The organism is Streptomyces sp. NPDC041796 (genome assembly GCF_055590785.1).
Genome location: NZ_JBVJAH010000015.1, coordinates 121,821 through 145,076, shown reverse-complemented (window position 1 = coordinate 145,076; position 23,256 = coordinate 121,821). Strand labels below are relative to the sequence as shown.

General features: G+C 71.9%; 22 protein-coding genes and 1 pseudogene. 15 read left to right on the top strand and 8 right to left on the bottom strand.

Annotated elements, in window-relative coordinates; translation table 11 throughout:
- Nucleotides 1-73 precede the first annotated feature (73 nt).
- Nucleotides 74-1,234 (bottom strand): alpha/beta hydrolase family protein, encoded by a 1,161-nt coding sequence (locus ACZ6C1_RS27910; RefSeq protein WP_469244350.1) that lies wholly within the window; start codon nucleotides 1,232-1,234, stop codon nucleotides 74-76.
- A gap of 153 nt (nucleotides 1,235-1,387) precedes the next feature.
- Here ACZ6C1_RS27910 and ACZ6C1_RS27905 point away from each other — a divergent pair, with 153 nt between their 5' ends.
- From ACZ6C1_RS27905 to ACZ6C1_RS27890, 4 genes are all read left to right on the top strand, one after another.
- Nucleotides 1,388-1,867 (top strand): MarR family winged helix-turn-helix transcriptional regulator, encoded by a 480-nt coding sequence (locus tag ACZ6C1_RS27905; protein ID WP_469244348.1) that lies wholly within the window; start codon nucleotides 1,388-1,390, stop codon nucleotides 1,865-1,867.
- 96 nt (nucleotides 1,868-1,963) lie between these two features.
- The gene (locus tag ACZ6C1_RS27900; protein WP_469244410.1) at nucleotides 1,964-2,365 is read left to right on the top strand and encodes a hypothetical protein; all 402 of its coding nucleotides are present in this window, start codon (nucleotides 1,964-1,966) and stop codon (nucleotides 2,363-2,365) included.
- A 43-nt stretch (nucleotides 2,366-2,408) separates the two neighbouring features.
- Nucleotides 2,409-3,869 carry a hypothetical protein gene (locus ACZ6C1_RS27895; RefSeq protein ID WP_469244346.1) on the top strand — a complete coding sequence of 487 codons (1,461 nt, stop codon included), beginning with the start codon at nucleotides 2,409-2,411 and terminating at the stop codon, nucleotides 3,867-3,869.
- A complete protein-coding gene (locus tag ACZ6C1_RS27890) occupies nucleotides 3,866-4,480 on the top strand; it encodes a hypothetical protein (RefSeq protein WP_469244345.1) in 615 nt (204 codons plus the stop codon). The genes ACZ6C1_RS27895 and ACZ6C1_RS27890 overlap by 4 nt, the downstream gene beginning before the upstream one ends.
- Here the strand turns inward: ACZ6C1_RS27890 and ACZ6C1_RS27885 are convergent.
- The gene (locus ACZ6C1_RS27885; RefSeq protein ID WP_469244343.1) at nucleotides 4,467-4,973 is read right to left on the bottom strand and encodes a carboxymuconolactone decarboxylase family protein; all 507 of its coding nucleotides are present in this window, start codon (nucleotides 4,971-4,973) and stop codon (nucleotides 4,467-4,469) included. The genes ACZ6C1_RS27890 and ACZ6C1_RS27885 overlap by 14 nt on opposite strands.
- 22 nt (nucleotides 4,974-4,995) lie before the next feature.
- Between ACZ6C1_RS27885 and ACZ6C1_RS27880 the strand changes: the two genes are divergently transcribed.
- From ACZ6C1_RS27880 to ACZ6C1_RS27870, 3 genes and pseudogenes are all read left to right on the top strand, one after another.
- Nucleotides 4,996-5,505, top strand: coding sequence for a MarR family winged helix-turn-helix transcriptional regulator (locus ACZ6C1_RS27880; protein WP_469244340.1), 510 nt, complete (start codon nucleotides 4,996-4,998; stop codon nucleotides 5,503-5,505).
- A 94-nt stretch (nucleotides 5,506-5,599) separates the two neighbouring features.
- Nucleotides 5,600-5,941 (top strand): annotated as a pseudogene (locus tag ACZ6C1_RS27875) (Uma2 family endonuclease); the annotation flags it as partial.
- Nucleotides 5,942-6,044: 103 nt separating this feature from the next.
- The gene (locus ACZ6C1_RS27870) at nucleotides 6,045-7,031 is read left to right on the top strand and encodes an aldo/keto reductase (RefSeq protein WP_469244338.1); all 987 of its coding nucleotides are present in this window, start codon (nucleotides 6,045-6,047) and stop codon (nucleotides 7,029-7,031) included.
- A 132-nt stretch (nucleotides 7,032-7,163) separates the two neighbouring features.
- Here the strand turns inward: ACZ6C1_RS27870 and thpR are convergent, their stop codons facing one another.
- Nucleotides 7,164-7,736, bottom strand: coding sequence for an RNA 2',3'-cyclic phosphodiesterase (gene thpR, locus ACZ6C1_RS27865; RefSeq protein ID WP_469244336.1), 573 nt, complete (start codon nucleotides 7,734-7,736; stop codon nucleotides 7,164-7,166).
- Between the two features lie 117 nt (nucleotides 7,737-7,853).
- Here thpR and ACZ6C1_RS27860 point away from each other — a divergent pair, with 117 nt between their 5' ends.
- On the top strand, nucleotides 7,854-8,306 hold the full coding sequence (locus tag ACZ6C1_RS27860; protein WP_469244408.1) for a GNAT family N-acetyltransferase: 453 nt from the start codon (nucleotides 7,854-7,856) through the stop codon (nucleotides 8,304-8,306).
- 42 nt (nucleotides 8,307-8,348) lie between these two features.
- On the opposite strand, the gene ACZ6C1_RS27855 is transcribed toward ACZ6C1_RS27860, so the two are convergent.
- Nucleotides 8,349-9,686, bottom strand: coding sequence for an MFS transporter (locus ACZ6C1_RS27855; protein WP_469244335.1), 1,338 nt, complete (start codon nucleotides 9,684-9,686; stop codon nucleotides 8,349-8,351).
- A gap of 27 nt (nucleotides 9,687-9,713) precedes the next feature.
- Nucleotides 9,714-10,157 carry a MarR family winged helix-turn-helix transcriptional regulator gene (locus ACZ6C1_RS27850; protein ID WP_469244333.1) on the bottom strand — a complete coding sequence of 148 codons (444 nt, stop codon included), beginning with the start codon at nucleotides 10,155-10,157 and terminating at the stop codon, nucleotides 9,714-9,716.
- A 131-nt stretch (nucleotides 10,158-10,288) separates the two neighbouring features.
- Between ACZ6C1_RS27850 and ACZ6C1_RS27845 the strand changes: the two genes are divergently transcribed.
- The gene (locus ACZ6C1_RS27845; protein WP_469244331.1) at nucleotides 10,289-10,477 is read left to right on the top strand and encodes a ribbon-helix-helix protein, CopG family; all 189 of its coding nucleotides are present in this window, start codon (nucleotides 10,289-10,291) and stop codon (nucleotides 10,475-10,477) included.
- 82 nt (nucleotides 10,478-10,559) lie between these two features.
- Here the strand turns inward: ACZ6C1_RS27845 and ACZ6C1_RS27840 are convergent, their stop codons facing one another.
- The gene (locus ACZ6C1_RS27840) at nucleotides 10,560-12,017 is read right to left on the bottom strand and encodes an NCS2 family permease (protein WP_469244329.1); all 1,458 of its coding nucleotides are present in this window, start codon (nucleotides 12,015-12,017) and stop codon (nucleotides 10,560-10,562) included.
- A gap of 192 nt (nucleotides 12,018-12,209) precedes the next feature.
- Between ACZ6C1_RS27840 and ACZ6C1_RS27835 the strand changes: the two genes are divergently transcribed.
- The gene (locus ACZ6C1_RS27835; protein WP_469244327.1) at nucleotides 12,210-12,482 is read left to right on the top strand and encodes a DUF2530 domain-containing protein; all 273 of its coding nucleotides are present in this window, start codon (nucleotides 12,210-12,212) and stop codon (nucleotides 12,480-12,482) included.
- A gap of 99 nt (nucleotides 12,483-12,581) precedes the next feature.
- Nucleotides 12,582-15,041 (top strand): cation-translocating P-type ATPase, encoded by a 2,460-nt coding sequence (locus ACZ6C1_RS27830; protein WP_469244325.1) that lies wholly within the window; start codon nucleotides 12,582-12,584, stop codon nucleotides 15,039-15,041.
- 216 nt (nucleotides 15,042-15,257) lie between these two features.
- Here the strand turns inward: ACZ6C1_RS27830 and ACZ6C1_RS27825 are convergent, their stop codons facing one another.
- On the bottom strand, nucleotides 15,258-18,374 hold the full coding sequence (locus ACZ6C1_RS27825) for a sacsin N-terminal ATP-binding-like domain-containing protein (protein ID WP_469244324.1): 3,117 nt from the start codon (nucleotides 18,372-18,374) through the stop codon (nucleotides 15,258-15,260).
- A 139-nt stretch (nucleotides 18,375-18,513) separates the two neighbouring features.
- Complete coding sequence (locus ACZ6C1_RS27820) at nucleotides 18,514-19,437, bottom strand: DUF3027 domain-containing protein (RefSeq protein ID WP_469244322.1); 924 nt, start codon at nucleotides 19,435-19,437, stop codon at nucleotides 18,514-18,516.
- 286 nt (nucleotides 19,438-19,723) lie between these two features.
- Between ACZ6C1_RS27820 and ACZ6C1_RS27815 the strand changes: the two genes are divergently transcribed.
- Genes ACZ6C1_RS27815 through ACZ6C1_RS27800 form a run of 4 tightly spaced genes read left to right on the top strand, consistent with a single transcriptional unit; the run spans nucleotide 19,724 to nucleotide 23,222 of the window.
- On the top strand, nucleotides 19,724-21,070 hold the full coding sequence (locus ACZ6C1_RS27815; RefSeq protein ID WP_469244320.1) for an MFS transporter: 1,347 nt from the start codon (nucleotides 19,724-19,726) through the stop codon (nucleotides 21,068-21,070).
- A gap of 27 nt (nucleotides 21,071-21,097) precedes the next feature.
- Nucleotides 21,098-21,580, top strand: coding sequence for a DUF2771 domain-containing protein (locus ACZ6C1_RS27810; protein ID WP_469244318.1), 483 nt, complete (start codon nucleotides 21,098-21,100; stop codon nucleotides 21,578-21,580).
- A gap of 2 nt (nucleotides 21,581-21,582) precedes the next feature.
- Nucleotides 21,583-22,383, top strand: a complete 801-nt coding sequence (locus ACZ6C1_RS27805; protein ID WP_469244406.1) for a futalosine hydrolase — start codon at nucleotides 21,583-21,585, stop codon at nucleotides 22,381-22,383.
- Nucleotides 22,380-23,222 (top strand): 1,4-dihydroxy-6-naphthoate synthase, encoded by an 843-nt coding sequence (locus tag ACZ6C1_RS27800; protein ID WP_469244316.1) that lies wholly within the window; start codon nucleotides 22,380-22,382, stop codon nucleotides 23,220-23,222. The genes ACZ6C1_RS27805 and ACZ6C1_RS27800 overlap by 4 nt, the downstream gene beginning before the upstream one ends.
- Nucleotides 23,223-23,256: the final 34 nt, after the last annotated feature.

The window sequence follows — 23,256 nt, the reverse complement described above, 5'->3', positions numbered from 1 at the left end:
AGGCACGTCAAGTGCCTCAGCCCTGGGGGCGATTGGTGTCACAGGAACGCATGACATTTGTCAGTTCGGCCGATCAGCCCGCCTTGTGGAACACCACCTCCGGGTGTTCGGCGGTCGGCCCGTCCAGTAGCTCCCGGTCCACACCCTTCAGGTGCTGGTCGAAGAAGGCCGTGACGTAGGCGCGTGTGATCTCCTGCGACCGCTTGCCCGACAGCTCCTCCTCCGGGGGCAGCAGACCGAGTTGGTCGGCGAGGACCGGGGTGTCGGTGAAGGTGAAGTGGTCCGATCCCGTGACGTTGATCCAGCGCTTCCAGCCGTCCAGGAGGGGCCAGTCGCGTACCCAGGAGCGGTCGTCGTCGCCGGTTCCGAGCATCATGAAGGGACGGCCGCCCAGGCCCTTTGCCGGTACCGGCTCCATGAACGAGCCGTCCATGTTGGCCCCGGCGTGCACTCGTTGGTCGCGGACCATGGTGGACATCGCGGAGGCGCCGCCTATGGAGTGCCCCGCCATGCCGATCCGGGTGTCGTCGATCATGCGGGCGTGTCGCCAGGCGGAGTGCTTGCCGGCGAGGAGCCGGTCGAGGAGGAACGACACGTCCTTGGCCCGGCCCTCGGGCACCACGCCGTACCCACCGGGCTGGATCTTCTCGCAGGCGACGCAGGTCAGCAGGCGGCCACCGGGGAAGGCCGTGCCGACCGACTCGTAGGCGTGGTCGACGGCGGCGACGACGTACCCCTGACTCGCCAGTTCCTCGGCGAGCAGGGTCAGGGTGGAGCGGTTGACGGTGAACCCGGGCGACAGCACCACGAGCGGGTACTTCCCGCGCAGGGGCGCGGCGCCGGGGCGTGCGTTGGTGCGGGTGCCGCTGAGCGTTCCGGCGGGCACCTTGTCGGTCAGTTCCCGGTCGTCGATGAAGGCCTGGGCCTCGCCCCTGGTCATGTACGGGGCCGTCCGGCCGCCCCCGGGGCGGGCGGGGTAGTACATCGACACCATCAGCTCGCGCGCCCCGGCCTCGGGGACCCAGGGGTCGGGGCGGCTCTTGTCGACGAGGTGGAGGGTGTCGCGGCCCACCGCGTACGGGCCGGTGGGCGCCGGTAGTTCGAGGCGTACGCGGGCGGATTCGGCGGCGGTGGCCACAGGCGCGCCGGGGGCGGCGTGGGCGACGCCCGTACCGAGCAGGGCGAGGGACAGACCGAGGAGAGCGGCGGCCGTGCCGCGAGGCAGTCGATGCATACCGGCGAGGCTAGGCAGCACACCCCGCTCCGGGCGTCCCCCCGTGGCCCCAACCGGATCGCACCCTGGACGTACGGCGGTCTCCGACCGTGGACCGACGCGCCCCATAAGGGAGTTGACCTCGATCGCGGTTGAGGTCCTACGGTCGTCCGCATGACGACGACACCGACAGTCACCGCTCCCGCCAACCCCGCCGCCACCGACACCGACCTCGCCTCCCAGCCCATCGGCTACTGGAGCGGCGTCGTCCACAAGGCCGTCATCACCCACATCCGCGACGCCATGGCCCGCGTGGACGTCACCCAGCCCCAGTGGTGGACGCTCAACCGCGTCGACGGCGACGACCACGTCACCCGCGAGGTCGTCGTCACCGGGCTCGCCGATGTCGCGGACACCCCGCACGACGCCTCCCGGGCCGTGGACCACCTGCTCCACCGGGGCTGGCTGCGCCTGGACGACGAGCGGCGCCTGCACCTCACCGACGAGGGCCGCGCCGCGAAGGCCCGTATCAAGAAGCTGGTCACCGGCATCCGCGCGCAGATCCACGACGGCATCACCGACGACGAGTACGTCGCCGCGCTCAAGGTCCTGCGCCGCATGGCCGACAACGTCGGGTCCGGCTCGTCGGCGTGAGGCGGCCGGACAACCCGCCGCCTATGGTGGACATTTGACGGTGATCGACCGTGGATCGGGGGAACGGTGGCATTCGACAGTGAGCGGACCTCGCTCGTGGGCCCGGGTAGTGGAGCGCCGAGTTCGCCCCACGACCTGGTGGTGAAACAAGACGATCTCGGTGCCGTGGGCCACGAGGCCTTCGTGCTGCACGGGATGCTGCGGAAAGGCGCGGACATCGCCGGCTCCGGCAGCGACAAGGACGGTTCGGGGTCGACGGCGAGGGCGTCCGCGGAACTGTCCTCCCACCACATGACCATGGGCGGCGAGCTCCTGACGACGCTCTCGGTGTGGACCTCACAGGTCAGGACCGTTCTGCAGATGTGCGCGCACATCTCCAACCACCTGGACTATTCGCAGAAGTCCTACCGGGAGGAGGACGCGCACATCGCAGCGTCCATCCGGGGCCGTGACGGCTCTGCGGTGCCAGTGTCCGAAATTTCCAAGCTCGTGCGCTGACGGGGGGTGAGCAGGGGTGGCGACACTGACGTACACAGACGTGATGACCATGGACCTGGGCAAACTGAGCACGGCGGTCGCCGACTGGAAAATCATGGTCGGTGAACTGGCGAAGCTGGAGACCGCGGCCAGGGACGGGCTGTTGAAGAAGTCCGAAGCGGCGCGTTGGCAGGGGGTCAACGCCACGGTCACCAAGGACTTCGTCCGCAGCGCCACGAAGGAGTTCGCGGACCTGCGGGCCGAGGCGGCGAGCATTCACAGCGTCCTCGCCGATGCGCACGCGGAATTGGTGAACCTTCAGAAGCGGGCGAAGGCCCTCACGGAGGAAGCCGCGAGGGGGAGCGAGAAGGATGCCGGCCTTCTGGTGACTGACGCGGGCGACGGCACCGTACGCGTGATGGAAATGATGTGCACTCCCGAGGGCACCACACAGCGCACCAAGGACCTGATGCAGTGGTACGCCGACACGATCACGGGTGTCATCGCCCACGCCGCGGAGGTGGACGCGGCCGCGACCCGGGCCCTGAAGCGCAGCCACGGGGGTGACCCGCACAACGCCGGACACGCCACGTACACGTCCCTGGACGAGGACCAGCTTCCGCGCGCGATGAATCTGGCCTCGCTGGGCGCCGACGCCGACCCGAAACAGCGCGCAGAGCTGCGGCGTCTGTGGACGTCGCTCAGTCCCGACGCACGGGCGGAGCTGTGGAAGGACCAGAAGGACAACCTCCTGGCGGCCGGGCTGCTGACCCCGACGGTGAAGAGGATCGCCCCGGACAAGGGCTCCGGACCTTATGACGTCGAGGACCCGGGTGCGGAGGAGTGGGCGACCCGCCTGAAGATGAAGGTGATCACCGAGGGGGCCGACACCGGGGGGCTTGTCGACGCCGCTCGGAACATGGATCACTACTTGGACGACAACGGCGAGCACATGGATATGCCCGTCGACAAAATGCTCTCCGACAACGAGGGCTTCAGGGTCCACATGGAAGGCCACATCAGACGGCAACAGGATGAGTGGCGCGAAATGGCGCTGGCTGCATACGAGGCCAATGGTGGCCGCCCCGTAGCCATCCCTGTGGAGACGCGCAACCTACGGGACTACGAGTTCCGCCAGGACAACGACCAGAACTGGTTCTACGCCGTCGGCTCCACCAGGGCGAACGTAACCGGTGTCGTCACGGTCATTCCTGGCGCCGATGGCCGGCCCAAGGTCGGGCTCGACTATCAGGTCAACGCCTGGGACCGCTACAACTGGGACGAGAACAAGGGCGTGGACGTCGTCGGTGTCCAGATTCCGGATGGCCAGATGGCCAGGCTGCACAACACCGGCCTGGCGCAGGAGTTCGACATGTCGGGCAGCAGCTCGGTCAAGCACTACGACCTGGGTTCGGCCACTTCGAACCCCGCCCCGCTCCCCGACCCGGACGAACCCGGCCGTGAGGGCGGGCGAGCGGACACCGGCCGGGAGTCTCGCGAGGGCCGGGGAGGGACCAGCCGATGACGCATGGTGGCGAGGAGGCCGGCAAGCGGTCGTCCGTCCGGCGCCCGCTGCTGCTTCTGATGGCCGTGGCGCTGGGGCTCGCCGTCGTCGGTGTCGGCGTTTTCGCGCTGCTCGCCGACAGGTGGCTGACCGAGTCCGCGAAACAGGAGACAGAATGCTGCTGGGAGGACGGGGCGACGCCCGCCTGGATGAGTGAACAGATGGGCATCTCCGTGCCGGAGGGAGCCGGCGATGTGCGCGCCGGGTACAAGGTGGGCGCGCGGTACGACTCGGGGCTCTTGAGTTTCAGTCTGCCTTCCCCCGAAGCCAAGGCGTATCTGGCGCCACTCACTCCCAAGGGCACCCGGCTGGTCCGGAACTTCCATCCCGAGGGCAAGGACTACAAACCGGCCGACGGGTTCGCTCACCTGGGACTGTCAGAGCCTGAAACGCTGGTCGAGGGGCTCCTGAGGGGAGACGTCTGCCCGGCGGAGAGCACGGCATCGGACGGGAGCGTGGACGGGGGCTGTATCGAGACGTTCTCTCATGAGTACAAGCCCGGCATGACGCGCATCTACCTCAGGTCCACGTTCGAGCCCGGCCTGACTCCACCCCCCGCTACGCCCGCGTGAGCCGGTTCGCGAACGTCGACATGGTGTACGTACCGATGCCCATGACCACCTCCAGGGCGTTGCGTTCCGTGTAGCCGTGGGCGAGGAAGGCGGCCAGGTCCTCGTCGGCGACCTCGCCCGTCGTGGCGTACACCGTCTCGACGAACCGCCGTACGGCTTCGAGGCGTTCGTCGGGCAGGGGGGTGCCGTCCCGGAGGGCGGTGACGGCGGCCGGGTCGGCGCCCAGGGTGCGGAGCTTGCGGGTGTGGAGGTCGACGCAGACCTGGCAGCCGTTGCGGGTGGCGACGGTCATGATGACCGTCTCGCGGGCCACCGGGTCGAGGGTGGTGCGGTCGAACATGGCCGTGAGGGTCATGAAGCCCTCCAGCAGTTCGGGCGAGGCCGCCATGCGGGCGACGGCCGGCGGGAGGTGGCCGCCCATGCGGTGGGCGACGGCTTCCATCACGGGGCGGGCGGCGGACGGGGCGGACTCGAGGGTGTGGTCGACGAACATGGCCGCTCCTAAGATGGACAACATGGTTGACGACAAGAAGGTAAATCAGGTTGTCGATTCGGTCAAGGGCAACGGCCAGGGGTACGAGCTGCCCCTGCTCCTCTTCGCCGGCTTCCGCACCCTCATCGACCAGCTCCACGCCGAACTCGCCCGCCAGGGCCACCCGGACGTGCGCCCCGCGTACGGGTTCGCCATGCAGGCCATCGGCGTGACCGGGGCGACCGCCAGCGAAGTGGGGCGGCGGCTCGGGGTGTCCAAGCAGGCGGCCGGCAAGACCGTGGACCGGCTCGTCACCCTCGGGTACGCCGAGCGCGCCGACGACCCCGCCGACGCCCGCCGCAAGCTCGTCCGGCTCACCCCGCACGGGCTGGACGCCCTCACCCGCTCGGCCGCGATCTTCGACGAGCTGCACCGCGAATGGGCCGGCACCCTCGGGGCGGAGCGGGTCCGGGACATGGAGGACGCGCTGCGGACCGTGGTCCCCGCCGACGCCTTCCGGCTCGACGCGGCGGGGTGGCTGGGCGGGGCGTGACCTCCGCAATCGGCAAGTTGTCGCCACCGGCGGGTCGGCCGCGTGATCGCATGCAGCCGCGCACCTCAACCAGCCACGGACGGAGCACCCCAGGCAGCGACTCAAGTCCGACGTCCGCATCGACTACCCGGGGTACCTCAACGGCCTTGCCTCTGATGTGACCCTGCTCGCCGAAGATGCGGCGATGACCGACAAAGGGCTGTGGCGGCACGAGGATGTCGAGTTCGTCGCCGAGGTCGTCTCCCGCAACACCGGCATGAACGACTACGGGCCCAAGAAGACCGCCTACGCCGCCGCCAAGGTGCCCGTGTACCTCATCGTCGACCCCTACACCGGCAGGGGCGTCCTCCACACCAATCCGAAGGGCGAGGAGTACACCGCGGACGCTCGGTTCGACTTCGGCGAGCCCATCGACCTCACTGACACCCCCGTCGGGCTCGTCCTCGACACCTCCGGCTCCCCCGCGACTGACGCGCGACCGCGCCGCCCCGCAGCGCCCCCTTGCTTCGAGCGCTCTCGAAGGCGTTGGCTGTACGACCATGAAGTACACGCAGCTCGGACGCACCGGACTCAAGGTCAGCCGACTCGTCCTCGGCACGATGAACTTCGGGCCCCAGACCGACGAGGCCGGCAGTCACGCCATCATGAACGCCGCGATCGACGCCGGCATCAACTTCTTCGACACCGCCAACGTGTACGGCTGGGGCGAGAACAAGGGCCGCACGGAGGAGATCATCGGCTCCTGGTTCGCCCGGGGCGGCGACCGGGACAAGGTCGTGCTCGCCACCAAGGTGTACGGGAACATGGGCACCGACGGACGGGTCTGGCCCAACCACGACAAGCTCTCCGCCGTGAACATCCGGCGCGCCGTCGACGGCAGCCTCAAGCGGCTCAACACCGACTACATCGACCTCTACCAGTTCCACCACATCGACCGGCACACGCCGTTCGAGGAGATCTGGCAGGCCATCGACGTCCTGATCCAGCAGGGCAAGATCCTCTACGCGGGATCCTCGAACTTCCCCGGCTACAAGATCGCCCAGGCCAATGAGATCGCCGACCGGCGCGGCATGGTCGGGCTGGTCAGCGAGCAGTGCCTGTACAACCTGGCCGAGCGCCGCGCCGAGATGGAGGTCATCCCGGCCGCGCGGGACTACGGCGTCGGCATCATCCCCTGGTCGCCGCTGCACGGCGGACTGCTCGGCGGGGTGATCAAGAAGGACACCGAGGGTGCGCGCCGCACCAGCGGCCGTTCGGCGGACGCGCTCGCCAACACGGACGTGCGCCTCCAGATCCAGGCGTACGAGGACCTCCTCGACAAGCACGGCCTCAAGCCGGGCGAGGTGGCCCTGGCCTGGCTGCTGTCCCGGCCGGGGGTGACGGGGCCGATCGTCGGCCCGCGTACCGCCGAGCAGCTCGAGTCCGCGCTGCGGGCCGTGGAGCTGGAGCTGTCGGACGAGGTCCTGGCGGAGCTGGACGCGATCTTCCCGGGTCCCGGGCCGTCCCCGGAGGCCTTCGCCTGGTGACCCGTCCACGGACGCGGCCGCGCGGCCGTCGCTCGGTCAGCCGAGCGCGGCCGCCGCGGCGATCATCACGAACATCAGTACAAGCACACCGGCCATGATCCGGTTTCGCGTCTTCGGGTCCACCCTTCGAGGTTAACCGGCCCCTCCGAGGGACCAGGACCCGACCGTCTCGTAACGCGGTCCCCGGCCCGCTTCGCCGCCGCCAGGGAGGTGGCTGCGTACGAGGGCGAGCTCGGTCACGTCCCAGCGGGAGCCATCGAAGGGCTGGAGCCGCTCGACGAACGGGCGCAGGTCGGTGGCGTCGTCACGGCTGCGGGCCACCGTCAGGTGGGCCGTGTAGCGACGGTGCTCGTCCATCGGGACGCCTGAGCGCCGGGCGGCCGCGTCCGCGCGTTCGGCGAGCAGTCGCATCTCGTCCAGTCCCCCCGCCGCCCCCGCCCACAGGACGCGCCGGCCGAACCGGCCGCCCCCGTGGAACCGCAGCGGGAAGGGCTCGGTGCGGTGCGCGGCGCGGGCGAGCCGGGTCCGCAGTTCCGGCACCAGCCGCTCGTCCACCTCCCCCATGAACGCGAGCGTGAAGTGCCAGCCCTCACGCCCCGTCCAGCGGAGGTGGCCGGCGCCGGGCAGAGCCCTCAACCGGTGGATCTCGTCCGCCAGTTCGTCCACGGCCACCTGGCTCGGCAGCACGGCAGCGAAAAGCCTCATACCGCGAGTCTGGCATGATCCACGCCACGTATCGCCCCGTATTCTCGGCCTGTGGACCCTGTGAACACGACGGAGATCAGAGAGGGCGGGGCGGACGACATCCCCGCGATACTCGCCATGCTGGACGACGCGGTCGTCTGGCTGAACGAGCGTGGCATCAGCGACCAGTGGGGCACCGAGCCGTGGTCGTCCAGGCCCCGGGCCGTGCGGCGCCTGCACGAGACGGTCACCGAGGGCTCGCCGTGGATCGCCGAGATCGACGGCGTACCGGCCGGAGCGCTCACGCTGACGCCGTACCCCGGCCCCGATGTCGCCCCGGCCGACGAGCCGGAGCTGTACGTACGCTTCCTGGCCACCGCCGGCCGGTTCCACGGGCGGGGCGTGGGCAGCGCGCTGCTGGCGCACGCGGTCCGGGAGGCCCGGCGGCGGGGCGTCTCGCTGCTGCGGGTGGACTGCTTCGCGGGCGGCGGGGGGCGGCTCGTCGACTACTACGTACGCAACGGCTTCACGCCCACGGAGGCCTACACGGTCGGCGACTGGCCGGGACAGGTGCTGGCGCGGCGGGTGTGACGAGGGGCGCCCGGACGCCCGGGTCCGGGCCCCTTCTCGCCGTTACGCCGCCGTCGCCAGCCGCTCGCGCGGGACGAACCGCACATGCGGGTGGCGGCCGTGCATCTCGACCTTCAGGCGCAGCCCGCCCACACGGGCCAGCACCAGCCCGATGACCACGGCGGCGACCAGGGAGACGGCGCCGCCCGTGGCGAAGCCGGCGCGGGCGCCGTAGGTGTCGGTGACCCAGCCCAGCAGGGGCGCGCCCACCGGCGTACCGCCGACGAACACCATCATGTAGAGGCTCATCACCCGGCCCCGCATCACGGGGTCGGTCGCGAGCTGGACCGAGGAGTTGGCGGTGACGTTGACCGTCAGGCCGAACATGCCGATCGGGACCAGCAGCAGGGCGAACAGCCAGAAGGACGGGGAGAGCGCGGCGGCGATCTCCAGCACGCCGAAGGCGACGGCGCCGCCGACCAGCAGCCGCAGCCGGGAGGTACCGCGCCGGGCGGCCAGCAGGGCACCGATGAGGGAGCCGACGGCCATGATCGTGTTGAGGAAGCCGTACGTCCCCGCTCCGGCGTGGAAGACGTCGTCGGAGAACGCGGTCAGCCAGATCGGGAAGTTGAACCCGAAGGTGCCGACGAAGCCCACCAGGGCGATCGGCCAGATCAGCTCGGGGCGGCCGGCGACGTACCGGAGCCCTTCGCGCAGTTGCCCCTTGCCGCGCGGGGCCCGCTCCACCTGGTGCAGCTCGCTGCCGCGCATGAGGAGGAGGGAGGTGAGCGGGGCGAGGAAGGACAGGCCGTTGACCAGGAAGGCGTAGCCGCTGCCGACCGACGCGATGAGCGCGCCCGCGACGGCGGGGCCGACGAGTCGGGCCGACTGGAAGTTGGCCGAGTTCAGACTGACGGCGTTGCGGACGTGGGCCGGGCCGACCAGCTCGGAGTAGAAGGACTGGCGGGCCGGGTTGTCCACGACCGTGACCATGCCGAGCAGGAACGCGATCAGGTAGACGTGCCAGACCTGGACGTGGCCGGAGAGGGTGAGGACGGCGAGGGCGAGACCGCACAGGCCGAGGGCGCCCTGGCTGAGCATCAGCAGGGTGCGCTTGGGGTAGCGGTCGGCGATCACGCCGCCGTACAGGCCGAACAGCAGCATCGGCAGGAACTGCAGCGCCGTCGTGATGCCGACGGCGGCGGCGGAGCCCGTGAGGCTGAGGACCAGCCAGTCCTGGGTGATACGGGCCATCCAGGTACCGGTGTTGGAGACGATGGCCCCGGTGAAGAAAAGCCGGTAGTTGCGGACCTTGAGCGAGGAGAAGGTCCCGTTGCGGGTCTTCGTGTCGTCGTTGGGGTTGTGTGCGGGTGCGGAGAGTGCTCCGGGTCCCGTACTCAAAAGAGGTCGCCTCCTTGGTGCGTCGGTCTACAGATGCGCGAGCTTCTCCAGCACGGGTGCGGCAGCACGCAGCTTTGCCCACTCGTCCTCGTCCAAACCTTCGGCGAGGGTGGCCAGCCAGGCGTTCCGCTTGCGGCGGGACTCCTCGAGCATGGCCTCGGCCGTCTCGGTCTGGCTGACGACCTTCTGCCGGCGGTCGTCGGGGTGCGGCTCCAGCCGGACCAGTCCCTTTGCTTCGAGCAGCGCCACGATGCGCGTCATCGACGGCGGCTGGACGTGCTCCTTGCGGGCCAGCTCACCGGGGGTGGCGGAACCGCAGCGGGCGAGGGTGCCGAGCACCGACATCTCGGTGGGGCTCAGCGATTCGTCGACGCGCTGGTGCTTGAGGCGTCGGCCCAGCCGCATGACGGCGGAGCGCAGGGCGTTCACGGCGGCCGCGTCCGCGGGGTCGCCGTGGGAGAGGTCAGGCATGTATTTAGCGTAACTCATTACCCAGGCTAAATACCACCCGGTAGGCAGGGAGTGGTACGTGTCACCCGTACGAGTGAGAGCAGGCCGAAAAGTGACGCGCAGGGCGGGAAGGGGCGGCGAGTCTGGGCGGCATGGGATCGACGGTGCTCAGCCTGCGGATAGACGGAGAGCTGCTCGACAGGGTCCGGCGTCATGCCGCCCGAAGCGGCATGAGCGTCCAGGACTACGTCGTCCGGACGCTCATCCGCGACGACTTCGACGAACGTCTCGAAACGGCGGTCGACCGCACGAACCGCTTCTACGGCCCACGCGGCGCGTGACGGCCGCCCGGGAAAGCGGGCGGCCCGGCCGTGGGGGTCACGGGCCGGGCCTACCGGGGGGCGGGGCGGTGCCCCGGGGGCATTACGTCAGGCCCAGCGACGGCATCACGTAAGAGAAGGCGAAGACCGCCGAGACGACGTACATCGCCGCCGGGACCTCACGGCCGCGCCCGGCCGCCAGGCGCAGGACGCTGAAGGCGATGAAGCCGATACCGATGCCGTTGGTGATCGAGTACGTGAACGGCATCATCACCATCGCCAGGAACGCGGGCACCGCGATGGTGAAGTCGCTCCAGTCGATGTCCTTCACCGACCCGGCCAGGATCAGGAAGCCCACCGCCAGGAGCGCGGGCGTGGCGGCCTGGGAGGGGACCATCGTGGCGAGCGGAGTGAGGAAGAGGGCCACCGAGAAAAGGCCGCCCGTGACGACCGACGCGAGGCCGGTGCGCGCGCCCTCGCCGACGCCCGCCGTGGACTCGACGAAGCAGGTGGTGGCCGAGGAGGAGGTGGCGCCGCCGGAGGCGACGGCCAGGCCGTCGACCAGGAGCACCTTGTTGATGCCGGGGAAGTTGCCGTCCTTGTCCATCAGCTTGGCCTCGTCGCCGACGCCCAGGATCGTGCCCATCGCGTCGAAGAAGCAGGACAGCAGCACGGTGAAGACGAACAGGGAGCCGGTCAGCAGGCCGACCTTCTCGAAGCCGCCGAACAGGCTGACCTCTCCGACGAGCCCGAAGTCGGGGGTGGCGACCGGGTTGCCGGGCCACTTGGGCGTGGTCAGGCCCCAGGAGGGGATGGTCGCCACCGCGTTGATGACCATGGCGACGATCGTCATGACGACGATCGAGATGAGGATCGCGCCCGGCACCTTGCGGATGATCAGCGCCAGCGTCAGCAGCGTGCCCAGGACGAAGACCAGGACCGGCCAGCCGCCGAGGTGACCGTCGGCGCCGAGCTGGAGCGGCACGGTGGTGTGGGCGGCGTCCGGGATGCGGGAGACGAAGCCGGAGTCGACGAGGCCGATCAGCATGATGAACAGGCCGATGCCGATGGCGATGCCCTTGCGCAGCCCGATCGGCACCGCGTTCATCACCCGCTCGCGCAGGCCCGTCGCCACCAGCAGCATCACCACGACGCCGGCCAGCACGACCATGCCCATGGCGTCCGCCCACGACATGCGGGGCGCGAGCTGGAGGGCGACGACCGTATTGACGCCGAGACCCGCCGCGAGCGCGATCGGCACGTTGCCGATGACGCCCATGAGCAGCGTCGAGAACGCGGCGGTCAGCACGGTGGCCGTCACGAGCTGGCCGCTGTCGAGCTGGTGCCCGTACATGTCCTTGGCGCTGCCGAGGATGATCGGGTTCAGCACGATGATGTAGGCCATCGCGAAGAAGGTCGCGAAACCGCCGCGTACCTCCCGGGCGACCGTGGAGCCGCGCTCCGAGATCTTGAAGAAGCGGTCCAGGCGGCCGCTGGTCGGCTGCTGGGGCGACGGCGGCTGGGCGCCGGCGTCCGCCAGCGCGGTGGCCGAGGAGGGCATGCGGAAACCTCATGATGCGGGGGCGGGGGTGGGGTCATGACCGGTCGTATTTGGTCATTCACACTAAGAAAACCAGTCAGACACAAGCTGTTTCAGTATGAACGCATCATGCGAAGATCGGTATCTCCGCGCGTAGAGCCCGCCCGCGCAAGGGCCGAGAGCCGCCCCCGAACCCCCGCCTACACTGTGCGCATGGCGAAGTGGACCCCCAAGCACGAGGCACCCGAGCCCCTGGAGGGGCCCGTCGTCGCCACCATCACCGGCGGCACGATCATCTGGTTCGTCCTCTTCCTGGTGCAGGTCCCCTTCTACGGCTGGTTCGCCGACCGCGACCTCACCTGGTGGGTGTGGACCTGCCTCGCGGGCGCCGGGCTCGGACTGATCGGCATCTGGTACGTCCGCAGGCGCGACGCCGCCCTCAAGCGGGCGGCGGCGGCCGGGCCGCGGTCCGGCGACACGGACTGACCCCGGCGTACGGCCCGGGCACCAATCCCGTCGTACCAGGGGCGGATCTTCCCGCCGCTCGCGGTGTGCGGGCGCGAGGACGGCCGTACCGTCGGAAACATGACGCAGCGGGCGAAGATCGAGACAGGGGACCCCGACGGCACCGCTCAGGGACGACCCCTGATCGACGCCGGAGCCGAACTCGACCCCGTCCACCCCGTACCCCCACCCGTCCGGCACCGGCCGCAGGGTCTGACCGCCGCCGAGGTGACCGAACGGGTCACGCGGGGCGAGGTCAACGACGTCCCCGTCCGCAGCTCCCGCTCCACCGCCGACATCGTCCGCGGCAACGTCTTCACCCGCTTCAACGCGCTCATCGGCGTCCTGTGGGTGATCATGCTGATCGTCGCCCCGATCCAGGACAGCCTGTTCGGGTTCGTCATCGTCGCCAACACCGGCATCGGCATCATCCAGGAGCTGCGCGCCAAGAAGACCCTCGACTCCCTCGCCGTCATCGGCGAGACCAGGCCCACCGTCCGGCGGGACGGGGTGTCCACCGAGGTCCACATGTCGGAGATCGTCCTCGGGGACTGCATCGAACTCGGGCCCGGCGACAAGGCCGTCGTCGACGGCGAGGTCGCCGAGGCCGACAGCCTGGAGATCGACGAGTCACTGCTCACCGGCGAGGCCGACCCCGTAGTGAAGAAACGCGGCGACCCGATCATGTCCGGCAGCTTCGTCGTCGCGGGCGGCGGGGCGTTCACCGCCACCAAGGTGGGGCGCGAGGCGTACGCGGCGCAGCTCGCCGAAGAGGCGTCCCGCTTCACCCTCGTCAACTCCGAGCTGCGCAACGGCATCTCCACGATCCTCAAGTACGTCACGTGGATGATGGTGCCGACCGCGATCGGGCTCATCATCAGCCAGCTCGTCGTCAAGGACGTCGACTTCAAGGACTCCGTCGCACGGACCGTCGGCGGCATCGTGCCGATGATCCCCGAGGGCCTGGTCCTCCTCACCTCCGTCGCCTTCGCCATCGGCGTCATCCGGCTCGGCCGCAAACAGTGCCTCGTGCAGGAGCTGCCCGCCATCGAAGGGCTCGCCCGCGTCGACGTCGTGTGCCTCGACAAGACCGGCACGCTCACCGAGGGCGGCATGGACGTCACCGAGCTGCGCGCCCTGGACGGGACGGACGAGGCGTACGTACGCACGGTCCTCGGCGCGCTCGGGGAGTCCGACCCCCGTCCGAACGCCTCCCTCCGGGCGATCATCGACGCCTACCCGGACAACGAGCGATGGCGGTGCACCCAGGCGCTGCCGTTCTCCTCCGCACGCAAGTACAGCGGCGCCCGCTTCAGCGAGGACGACGGGCAGACCAGCACCTGGCTGCTCGGCGCACCCGACGTCCTCCTCCCCGACGACGACCCCGTCCTCGACGAGATCGACGACCTCAACCAGCAGGGACTGCGCGTACTGCTCCTCGCGCGGGTCACCGCCGAACTCGACGACCCCGACGTCACCGCGACCGCCCGCGCCGCCGCCCTCGTCGTCCTGGAACAGCGGCTGCGCCCGGACGCCGCCGACACCCTCGCCTACTTCGCCGACCAGAACGTCGCCGCCAAGGTCATCTCCGGGGACAACGCCGTCTCGGTCGGTGCCGTCGCCGGCAAACTGGGCCTGCCCGGCGCCGAGCACACCGTCGACGCCCGCCGGCTGCCCGCCGAGCGGGGCGAGATGGCCAAGGCCCTCGACGAGGGAGCCGTCTTCGGGCGCGTCACCCCGCAGCAGAAGCGGAACATGGTCGGGGCGCTCCAGTCCGGCGGGCACACGGTCGCCATGACCGGCGACGGCGTCAACGACGTACTCGCCCTCAAGGACGCCGACATCGGCGTCAGCATGGGCTCCGGCTCGGAGGCGACGAAAGCGGTCGCGCAGATCGTCCTGCTCAACAACAGCTTCTCCACCCTGCCCTCCGTCGTCGCCGAGGGCCGCCGCGTCATCGGCAACATCACGCGCGTCGCCACGCTCTTCCTCACCAAGACGGTCTACTCCGTGCTGCTGGCGATCCTGGTGGTGTGCAGCGGCATCGAGTACCCCTTCCTGCCCCGCCACCTCACCCTGCTGTCCACCCTCACCATCGGCGCGCCCGCCTTCTTCCTCGCCCTGGCGCCCAACAAGGAGCGGGCCAGGCCCCGCTTCGTCCGCCGGGTGATGCGGTACGCGATCCCGGGCGGGATCGTGGCCGCCGCGGCCACCTTCACGACATACCTGCTCGCCCGCGCCCACTACAGCGGGCCGGACGCGCTGAGCGCCGAGACCAGCGCGGCGACACTCACGCTGTTCCTGGTGTCGATGTGGGTCCTGGCGATCGTCGCCCGGCCCTACACGTGGTGGCGGATCGGGCTGGTCGCGGTCATGGGCGGGGCGTTCGTGCTGGTGCTCGTCGTGCCCTGGCTCCAGGACTTCTTCGCGCTGCGGCTGGTGGGCACGACGATGCCGTGGGCCGCCGTCGCCATCGCGGCGGCGGGCGCCGCGCTCGTGGAGCTGGCGTGGCGGCTGGTGGACCGCAGGTTCCCGGCGTAGCCCCGGATCCGGGACCGCGCCCCAGCCGAACCAGCGGTCCCGCACCGCCCCGGCCGGGATCAGCCGAACCAGCGGTCCCGCACCGCCCTGATCCGGATCAGCCGAACCCAGCGGTCCCCCGCCGCCGGCGGGCGGGAGTCAGCCGAACCAGCGGCCCCGGACCGCCGCCGGGCCTGAGTCAGCCGAACCAGCGGTCCCGCACCGCGCCGATCCGGGTCAGTCGAACCAGCGGTCCCGGGCCAGCTCCGCCGTGCGGGACGGGTCCTCCAGCAGCGCCGCCACCTCGAAGCGGCGCGGCCACTGGCCCGCCGCCCAGGCCAGGCCCGCCGCGACGCCCTCCAGGGTGGCAGCGTGGACCGTGCCGTCCGGGGTGCGGCGCCAGTCCAGCTCGACACCTCCCGCGCGCAGCTCCTCGTGCTCGACGTACGTCGCGGGGGTGGCGGGACCGAGCAGGGCGTGCACCGACTCCGGTACGTCGTGTTCCTCGCCGGCCGTGGTGACCTCCGCCTCGACCTCCTCGCTCAGCCTCGGCACCTGGAACAGCTCCGCCAGGTCCGCCGCCCGTGCCGGGGCCACCGGCAGCAGCGCGCGGCCCCCGGTGAGCGGCAGCAGGTCGGGCGCGTCGGCGATCAGCGCGTCGGCCGCGTCCACCACCCGCACCTCGCCGTCGACGACCGCGCGCAGCTCGTCGGGGAGGGTGACCTGCTCGGGATCCAGGTCGGCGAGCGCGGTGTACAGGCCGTGCAGTTGCGCGGCGCCCACCTCCCGGTCCGGGTCGGCGAGCCGCCCCAGCAGCTCGGCCGCGCCACCCGGCTCCTCCAGCAGCGCGGCGACGGTGGTCCGCACTCCCAGGGCGCGCAGCACCTGCGGGTCCTGGAAGCCGGTCGCGATGTCGACCGAGTCGTACAGCCCCTCCAGCAGCGGGTCCACTCCGGCGGCCCGCAGCCCGGCCGGTCGGCGGCCGTCCAGCACGGGATGGTCGCGCAGCCACCACGCGGTGTACGAGCGGACCGTCCCGGTCGTGCCGTCCGGCAGCAGGACCCGCACCGGCTGGGTGAGCGCGTCGCGCAGCGGCGGCCGGGCGAGCAGCGCCAGCGCCTCGGGCCAGGCGTCGTCGTCGACCAGGTCCAGGTCCCGCACGGCGACGATCTCGGTCGCGACCGGCGGCACCGGTGTCTCGGGCAGCCGGTCCAGCACGTCCTCGCACCACACGTCGACGGCGTCCAGCAGTCCGACGTCGTCGGGCTCGGCGAAGTCGCCCTCGCGGGGCTCCAGTTCGTCCGGGTCCAGGACGACGTCCGTGGCCCGTAGGAGGGTGAAGTTCGCCAGCACCCCGCACGCGGCGAGCGGCTGCTCGCCCCACCGATCGGCCAGCTCCGCGTCCACCAGCGCCAGTTCGTCCTCACGCATGACGGCGGCGAACGGGCTGCCCGGCAGCACCAGTTCACCGGCAGGGGCGAGCTCGCCCTCATCGTCGGGCAGCGCGAGCGCCCCCAGCCACGGCTCGTCGCCCGGCTCCAGACCGGCGTCGCGCACCAGGGCGAGAACGGTGTCCGCCAGCTCCTCGGCGTCGAGCCCCTCCTCGTCCCACACCTCCGCCGCGTCCAGCGACCCGGCGACCGCCGCCCGCACCTGCGGCGTGGTGAGCACCGCGCGCGGGGTGGCGGGCAGGGCGCCGAGCTTCTCCAGGATGGGATGAGCGGCGTCCGGGTGGGCGACCTTCAGGCCCAGCCTGGTCAGGTCGGTGGGGGTGTCCGCCAGCGGCAGCAGGACGTGCCGGGGGCCGGTCGCGGTCCGGCCGCCGACGAGCGGCACGGGAAGGCCCGTCAGCCGGTCGGGATCGACGCCCGCGAGCGACTCGTACAGCCGGTGCCACCACGCGGGGGTGCGCTCGGTGCCCGCCAGCCGGTCGATGGCGTCGCCGAGGGAGAGGCGGGCCACGCCGAGGGCGCGCAGCTCGGTGCGGCGCTCCAGACCGGCGGGCAGCAGCGTGGGCAGGACCTCCGCCAGGACGCGCACGGTGTCGGCGCCCGCGCCCTCGACGACCTCCGCCTCGAACGGGCGCAACGCGTGCGGCTCGTCCTCGCCGGCGGGCGGTGCGGCCGGGGCCAGGAACGCCACGCGCGGCAGCAGCTCCAGGACCGCACCCCGGATCTCGCCGTCCAGGGCGCCCTTGCCGAGCGGCCCCGGCACGAGGTCGATCGTTCCCGTCGTCACGGGCCGCCACGCGGCGAGGAGTTCGGCGTACGCGTCGGCCGCGCGCCGCACCAGGAAGTCGGTGAGCGGGCCGGGCGCCGGGTGGCGGCGGGTGGTGTCCAGCGGGAACGTCGCGATCAGCAGAGCGGGGATGCCGAGCGGCTCGTCGGTGGGCGTCGGGGCGTGCACGACGGGCGCGGTACGCGGCTGCACCGGGGCGCCGTCGCCGTCGACGGGCACGGCCCAGGTCACGGCCCAGTGCGGCCGCAACCGCTCCTCGACGGGCCGGTCCTTGAGCAGCTCGGGCTCGATGGCGCCCTGGTGGGTGACGGTCCGCCAGCGCCGTGTGCCGCCGTCGGTGTCGTCGACGTGGACGTACCCGTCCTGCTGCCGGCGCGTGAGCGTCCGCGTGCCCTGGGGCGTCTCGACGACGACCTCGGTGAGACCCGCGAGGGTCAGCAGCAGGGCGTCGTCGATCCCGGCGAGCAGCCGCTCGACCAGGTCCACGGCGGCGGCGTCCCGCAGCGGCAGGATCACCACCGTGTCGTACCCCTCCGGGGCGGTGCCCTCGGCGGGCAGCGGGAGGCGCAGCAGCGGGACGTGACCGTCACGGCGGCGCAGCTCGTCGCCCAGCCCGGGGCTGCCGTGCGCGGCCCCGGCGGCCATCTCCCGGGCCTCGCGCAGCGACCACCGCACGCCCCCGTGGCGGCCCACGATCGCCGGCTCGTCACTGACCGCCAGCACCGCGGCGAACCCGACGCCGAACCGGCCGACCGCGCCCTCGTGGCCCTCCCGCTTGGCGGACGCGCGCAGCGTGCTGAGCGACTCGACGCCGGTCGCGTCCAGGGGCGCGCCGGTGTTGGCTGCGGCGAGTACGGCGGGGCCGTCGGCGTCCGCAGGGTGCAGCGTCAGCCGGAGCCGGCCGGGCACACCCGCGCGGGCGGCGGCGTCGGCGGCGTTCTGCGCGAGCTCCACCACCAGCCGGTCGCGGTACCCGCCGAGAGCGAGGTCCTCCTCGGCGTTGGCGTCCTCCCGGAACCGTGCGGGCCCCGCGCCCCACGCGTCGAGCACCCCGCGCCGCAGCCGCGCGGTCCCGAACGGGTCGGCCCCATCGGTCGCCGTCGCCCTCACGCTCACGTCGTGCTCCGCTCTCTCGCCCTGCGCGTCGTTACGGAGCCCGAAGGTACTCCCTGGGGCGGCGACCGGGTTCCGTCGCCCACCCCGTAGGGGGACGCGCGGTGGGGTGTTCCCGGCGGCACCCGCCGGAAGACACGCCCTAGCTGTGGCCCAGGTCCTCGGAGGCGGCGTCCGGCGACACGGGCGGGACCGATCCGCTGTCGCGGGCCGGGCGGAGGGGGAACTCGTCGGCGCCCATCGAGTCCAGGACCGGCGGGGCCGGCCGCGGCGGCTTGGGCATGACGGCCGCCTCGGAGTGGCCGCCGCAGCCGTACGTCAGGGACACCACGTGCCCGTCCGCCGGCGAGAACTCGTTGGCGCACACACCGAACGCCTGCTTCAGGGATCCGCCCAGCGGCATCAGGAACCCGCACGACACACACGGCGCCGGGGCTGCCTGGGCCATCGGGGTCTTCGCGCCGAAGCTCTCCTCCCACCGGTCGGCCGCGACGTGCAGCCCGTACCGCGACAGCACCCGCGCCCGGCGCAGGCCCAGTTCCTCCGCGACGGCCGCGATGGACCCGCGGGAGGGCGTCCGGGTGACGAGGTCGGCGTCCTCGGAGTCGACGAGCTCGGCCATCTCCTCCGAGACCGGCGAGTTCGGCGGCGGCACGTCCTCGCCGGTGTACCCGGGCTCCAGGCGGAGGTCGTCCTGCTCCGTGGGCAGCAGGTCACCGGGGCCGAGGTCGCCCGGGCGCAGCCGCTCGCTCCACGGCACCCATTCCGGGGCCAGCAGCGCGTCGGGCCCCGGCAGCAGCACGGTCTCGTCGAGGGTGACGGCCTTCGCGCGGGACGCGCGGGCCACCGTCACGGCCCAGCGCCACCCCCGGTAGCCGGGCTCACGGCATTCGAAGAAGTGGGTGACGACCCGGTCGCCCTCCGCGACGACGCCCGTGTGCTCGCCCACCACCCCGGGGGCGGCCACCTCCGCGGCCGCCTCCCGCGCGAGGTCCACCGCCTCGGCGCACAGGCGGTCGGGGGCGGGGGTACGCGCAGTACGGCTTCGCGTCGTCGCAGCACTCACAGGTCTCGCTCATCTCCTACGCCGTCTCACAGATGCGCCGGCCGATTCGCGATGTACGGGCGGCGGGCGGAGCGGACCAACGGGCCGCATCGACGTCCGCGCCCGACGTGTCTCGGGCACACCTATCGTCATCCATTCTGCGGGATGCCGAAGAGGCGCGCGGCCGAGAACTTCCGCCGGTGGCGCGCTACGCACGCTACCCCCTCCGCAGCCCGCCGCCCACCTGCCCGCCCCAAGTAGCCCTCATCACGGTTCGCCAAAGGGACTGCTGGGGCACTATGACGGGGTGGCTACCGTGAGGTCGTCCGACGTTGCCGGGCCGCTCCGAAGGGCGGGCCGGCGGGTGGGCCGTGCCCTCCACCTGCCGTTCACGGGCACCGCGCGCGGTATCCGAAAAGCGACGCACGCCCACGGCGCGGGTGAATCGGGTCTCGGCAAACTGATCGAACTGCACGCCGTGAACGGCGCCGGCGACGTCATGATCACCGTCGCCCTCGCCTCCACGGTCTTCTTCTCCGTACCGACCGACGAGGCCCGTGGCCGGGTGGCGCTGTACCTCGCCATCACCATGGCCCCGTTCACGCTTCTCGCCCCCGTCATCGGCCCGCTCCTGGACCGGCTCCCGCACGGCCGCCGCGCGGCGATGGCGGGCGCGATGGGCAGCCGGGTGGTGCTCGCCCTCGCCCTGTCCGGCGCGGTCGCCACCGGCGACCTGGAGCTGTATCCGGCAGCGCTCGGCGTGCTCGTCGCGTCGAAGGCGTACGGCGTGGTGCGCAGTGCCGTCGTACCGAGACTCCTGCCGCACGGCTTCTCGCTGGTGAAGGCGAACTCCCGGGTGACTCTCGCCGGGCTGCTGGCGACGGGCGTCGCCGCGCCCGTGGGGGTGGGATTGCAGCAGATCGGGCCGCAGTGGCCGCTGTACGGGGCGTGCGTGCTGTTCACCGGGGGGACGCTGCTGGCCCTGTCGATGCCGCACAAGGTGGACTCGGCGAAGGGTGAGCGCAAGGCCCACATGCTGACCCACGGCGAGCGGAAACCGAGCCTGCGGACGGTCGGCCCGTCCGTCCTGCACGGCCTCCAGGCGAACGCCGCGCACCGGGTGCTGTCCGGCTTCCTGATCTTCTTCCTCGCCTTCCTGCTGCGCGAGAACCCCCTGCCCGGGCAGAGCGCGGCCGTGTCGCTCGGCATCGTCGGCGTGGCGGCGGGTGTCGGCAACGCGTGCGGCACGGCGCTCGGCGCGCTGCTGAGGTCGCGGGCGCCGGAGCTGATCGTCGCCGCGATGGTGACGCTCGCGATGACGGCGGCGATCGTGGCGGCGGTGTTCTTCGGCGGGCTCGCGGTCGCGGTCCTGGGCGCGGTGGCGGGGCTCTCCCAGGCCCTGTCGAAGCTGTCGCTGGACGCGATGATCCAGCGGGACGTGCCGGAGGTGGTGCGGACGTCGGCGTTCGCCCGGTCCGAGACGCTGCTGCAGATGGCGTGGGTGGTCGGTGGCGCGATCGGCATCGCCCTGCCGCTGAACGGGACCCTCGGGATGTCGGTCGCGGCGGGAATCCTGGCGCTGGGCGTCGCGGTGACCGTACGGGGCCTGCTGACGGCCGCGCGGCGCGGCACGCCGCACCCCCGCGTGGCGTGACAGGGGGCGGCGTATAGCCTTCGGCCCATGACCGTTGCGTTCTTTTCCGGTAAGGCCCGCCGGGCCGGTGTCGCTCTGGGTGCCGTCTCCGCCGGACTCCTCGTACTCTCCGCATGCGGCGACAAGCCGACCCCGCTCGCGACCGTGACGGTCGGGTCCGACTCGGTCAACGCCGAAGCGGCCTGCTACAACGACGGCGAAGCGATCAAGGAGTCGCAGATCCAGCCCTGCCTGGACAAGAAGGCGGAGAAGACCATCACCGTCTCCGCCGACGACCGGATCCGCTTCGGCGTCGACCCCGAGATCGCCGAGAACGGCTGGACGCTGTTCATCGGCGGCCAGCGCGCCGAGCAGGAGCCCTACAAGAAGACGTACCGGTCGATCCCGGCCAGCGCGTTCCTCTCCAGCCAGACCGGCGAGACGTCGAACTCGGCGCAGATCAGCATCGTCGAGACGAGCGGCAAGAAGCTCACGGGCATCTGGCACTTCGAGCTGAAGAAGGAATCCTGACCCTGCGCGTCCTGGTCGTGACGGCGGTGGCGGCGGAGTCCGACTCCGTGGCCGCCGGCCTCGACGGCTACGCGGCCGCCGCCGCGCGCACCCTGCCCTCGGGCCACGCCCTGACCCGCCTGACCGCCCCGCCCCGGCCCCCGGCGCACGGGGACGGGCCGCCCGACGCGCCGGGCGCCGGCGCATCCGCCGGCCCCCGGACGGGCGGAGCGGCCGTCGTGGACCTGGTCGCGGGTGGCGTCGGGCCCGCCGCCGCGGCCGTGGCGGCGACCAGCGCGCTCGCCGCCGCCCCGTACGCGTACGGCCTGGTCGTCTCCGCGGGCATCGGCGGCGGTTTCGCGCCGCACGCGCCCCTCGGGTCGGTCGTCGTGTCCGACGCGATCGTGGCCGCCGACCTGGGGGCCGACACGCCCGACGGGTACGTCACCGTCGAAGAGCTCGGCTTCGGCCGTTCCGTCCACCTTCCGCCGCCCGGGCTGACCGACCGGATCGCCAAGGCCCTCCACGAGGGCGGGCAGCGGCACGTCGTCGCCCCCGTGCTGACCGTGTCGACCGTCACCGGCACCGCCGCCCGTACCGACGAGCTGATCGCCCGTCATCCCCGTGCCGGGGCGGAGGCGATGGAGGGGTTCGGTGTGGCCGAGGCGGCCGCCGCCCACGGCGTACCCGTCGTCGAGCTCCGCGCGGTCTCCAACACCGTCGGCCCGCGCGACCGCGCCGCCTGGCGGATCGGCGAGGCGATGGCCTCCCTGCGACACGCCTTCCAGCTGCTCGGCACCACCGTCTTCCTGGAGGACCTGTGACCCCTGTGCGGATCGCGTACTCCCCGTGCCCCAACGACACGTTCGTCTTCCACGCCTGGGCGCACGGCCTCGTCCCCGGCGCGCCCGCGCTCGATGTGACGTTCGCGGACATCGACCTCACCAACGGCATGGCCGAGCGGGGTGAGCTGGACGTCCTGAAGGTGTCGTACGCCGTGCTGCCGTGGGTGCTGGACGAGTACGCCCTGCTGCCGTGCGGCGGCGCGCTGGGCCACGGTGTCGGCCCGCTGGTCCTCACCCGCGAGGCGGGCACGGACCTGACGGGTCGTACGGTCGCGGTGCCGAGCGAACGCTCGACCGCGTACCTGCTGTTCCGGCTGTGGGCGGCGGACGTCGTCCCGGGCGGGGTCGGAGAGGTCGTGGTGATGCCGTTCCACGAGATCATGCCGGCCGTACGGGACGGCAGGGTCGACGCGGGCCTCGTCATCCACGAGTCCCGGTTCACCTACCAGCGGTACGGGCTGCACCGCCTCGCCGACATGGGCGAGCACTGGGAGACCACCACGGGGCTGCCGATCCCGCTGGGGGCGATCATCGCGAAGCGATCCCTGGGCTCCGGCACGCTGAAGCTGCTCGCCGAGTCGGCGCGCGCCTCGGTCCGTATGGCCTGGGACGACCCGGAGGCCTCACGCCCGTACGTACGGGAACACGCCCAGGAGATGGACCGGTCCGTGGCCGATCAGCACATCGGGCTCTACGTCAACGCCTTCACGGCCGACCTCGGCGAAAGCGGCTACGCGGCGGTCCGCGCCCTGCTGACGCGCGCTGCGGCCGAGGGCCTGGTACCGCCCCTGAAGCCCGGCGCACTGGCCTTCCCGTAAGGCCGCTCCGGCCGGCGCGCCCGCCTTCCGTGGG

What these genes read in the sequence shown, in the direction of transcription:
- ACZ6C1_RS27905 (WP_469244348.1), top strand. Translation starts at nt 1,388, where the DNA reads ATGACGACGACACCGACAGTCACCGCTCCCGCCAACCCCGCCGCCACC.
- ACZ6C1_RS27860 (WP_469244408.1), top strand. Translation starts at nt 7,854, where the DNA reads ATGCTGGACGACGCGGTCGTCTGGCTGAACGAGCGTGGCATCAGCGAC.
- ACZ6C1_RS27830 (WP_469244325.1), top strand. Translation starts at nt 12,582, where the DNA reads ATGACGCAGCGGGCGAAGATCGAGACAGGGGACCCCGACGGCACCGCT.
- thpR (WP_469244336.1), bottom strand. Translation starts at nt 7,736, where the DNA reads ATGAGGCTTTTCGCTGCCGTGCTGCCGAGCCAGGTGGCCGTGGACGAA.
- ACZ6C1_RS27880 (WP_469244340.1), top strand. Translation starts at nt 4,996, where the DNA reads ATGGTTGACGACAAGAAGGTAAATCAGGTTGTCGATTCGGTCAAGGGC.
- ACZ6C1_RS27810 (WP_469244318.1), top strand. Translation starts at nt 21,098, where the DNA reads ATGACCGTTGCGTTCTTTTCCGGTAAGGCCCGCCGGGCCGGTGTCGCT.
- ACZ6C1_RS27885 (WP_469244343.1), bottom strand. Translation starts at nt 4,973, where the DNA reads ATGTTCGTCGACCACACCCTCGAGTCCGCCCCGTCCGCCGCCCGCCCC.
- ACZ6C1_RS27850 (WP_469244333.1), bottom strand. Translation starts at nt 10,157, where the DNA reads ATGCCTGACCTCTCCCACGGCGACCCCGCGGACGCGGCCGCCGTGAAC.
- ACZ6C1_RS27840 (WP_469244329.1), bottom strand. Translation starts at nt 12,017, where the DNA reads ATGCCCTCCTCGGCCACCGCGCTGGCGGACGCCGGCGCCCAGCCGCCG.
- ACZ6C1_RS27870 (WP_469244338.1), top strand. Translation starts at nt 6,045, where the DNA reads ATGAAGTACACGCAGCTCGGACGCACCGGACTCAAGGTCAGCCGACTC.
- ACZ6C1_RS27910 (WP_469244350.1), bottom strand. Translation starts at nt 1,234, where the DNA reads ATGCATCGACTGCCTCGCGGCACGGCCGCCGCTCTCCTCGGTCTGTCC.
- ACZ6C1_RS27845 (WP_469244331.1), top strand. Translation starts at nt 10,289, where the DNA reads ATGGGATCGACGGTGCTCAGCCTGCGGATAGACGGAGAGCTGCTCGAC.
- ACZ6C1_RS27890 (WP_469244345.1), top strand. Translation starts at nt 3,866, where the DNA reads ATGACGCATGGTGGCGAGGAGGCCGGCAAGCGGTCGTCCGTCCGGCGC.
- ACZ6C1_RS27835 (WP_469244327.1), top strand. Translation starts at nt 12,210, where the DNA reads ATGGCGAAGTGGACCCCCAAGCACGAGGCACCCGAGCCCCTGGAGGGG.
- ACZ6C1_RS27895 (WP_469244346.1), top strand. Translation starts at nt 2,409, where the DNA reads ATGACCATGGACCTGGGCAAACTGAGCACGGCGGTCGCCGACTGGAAA.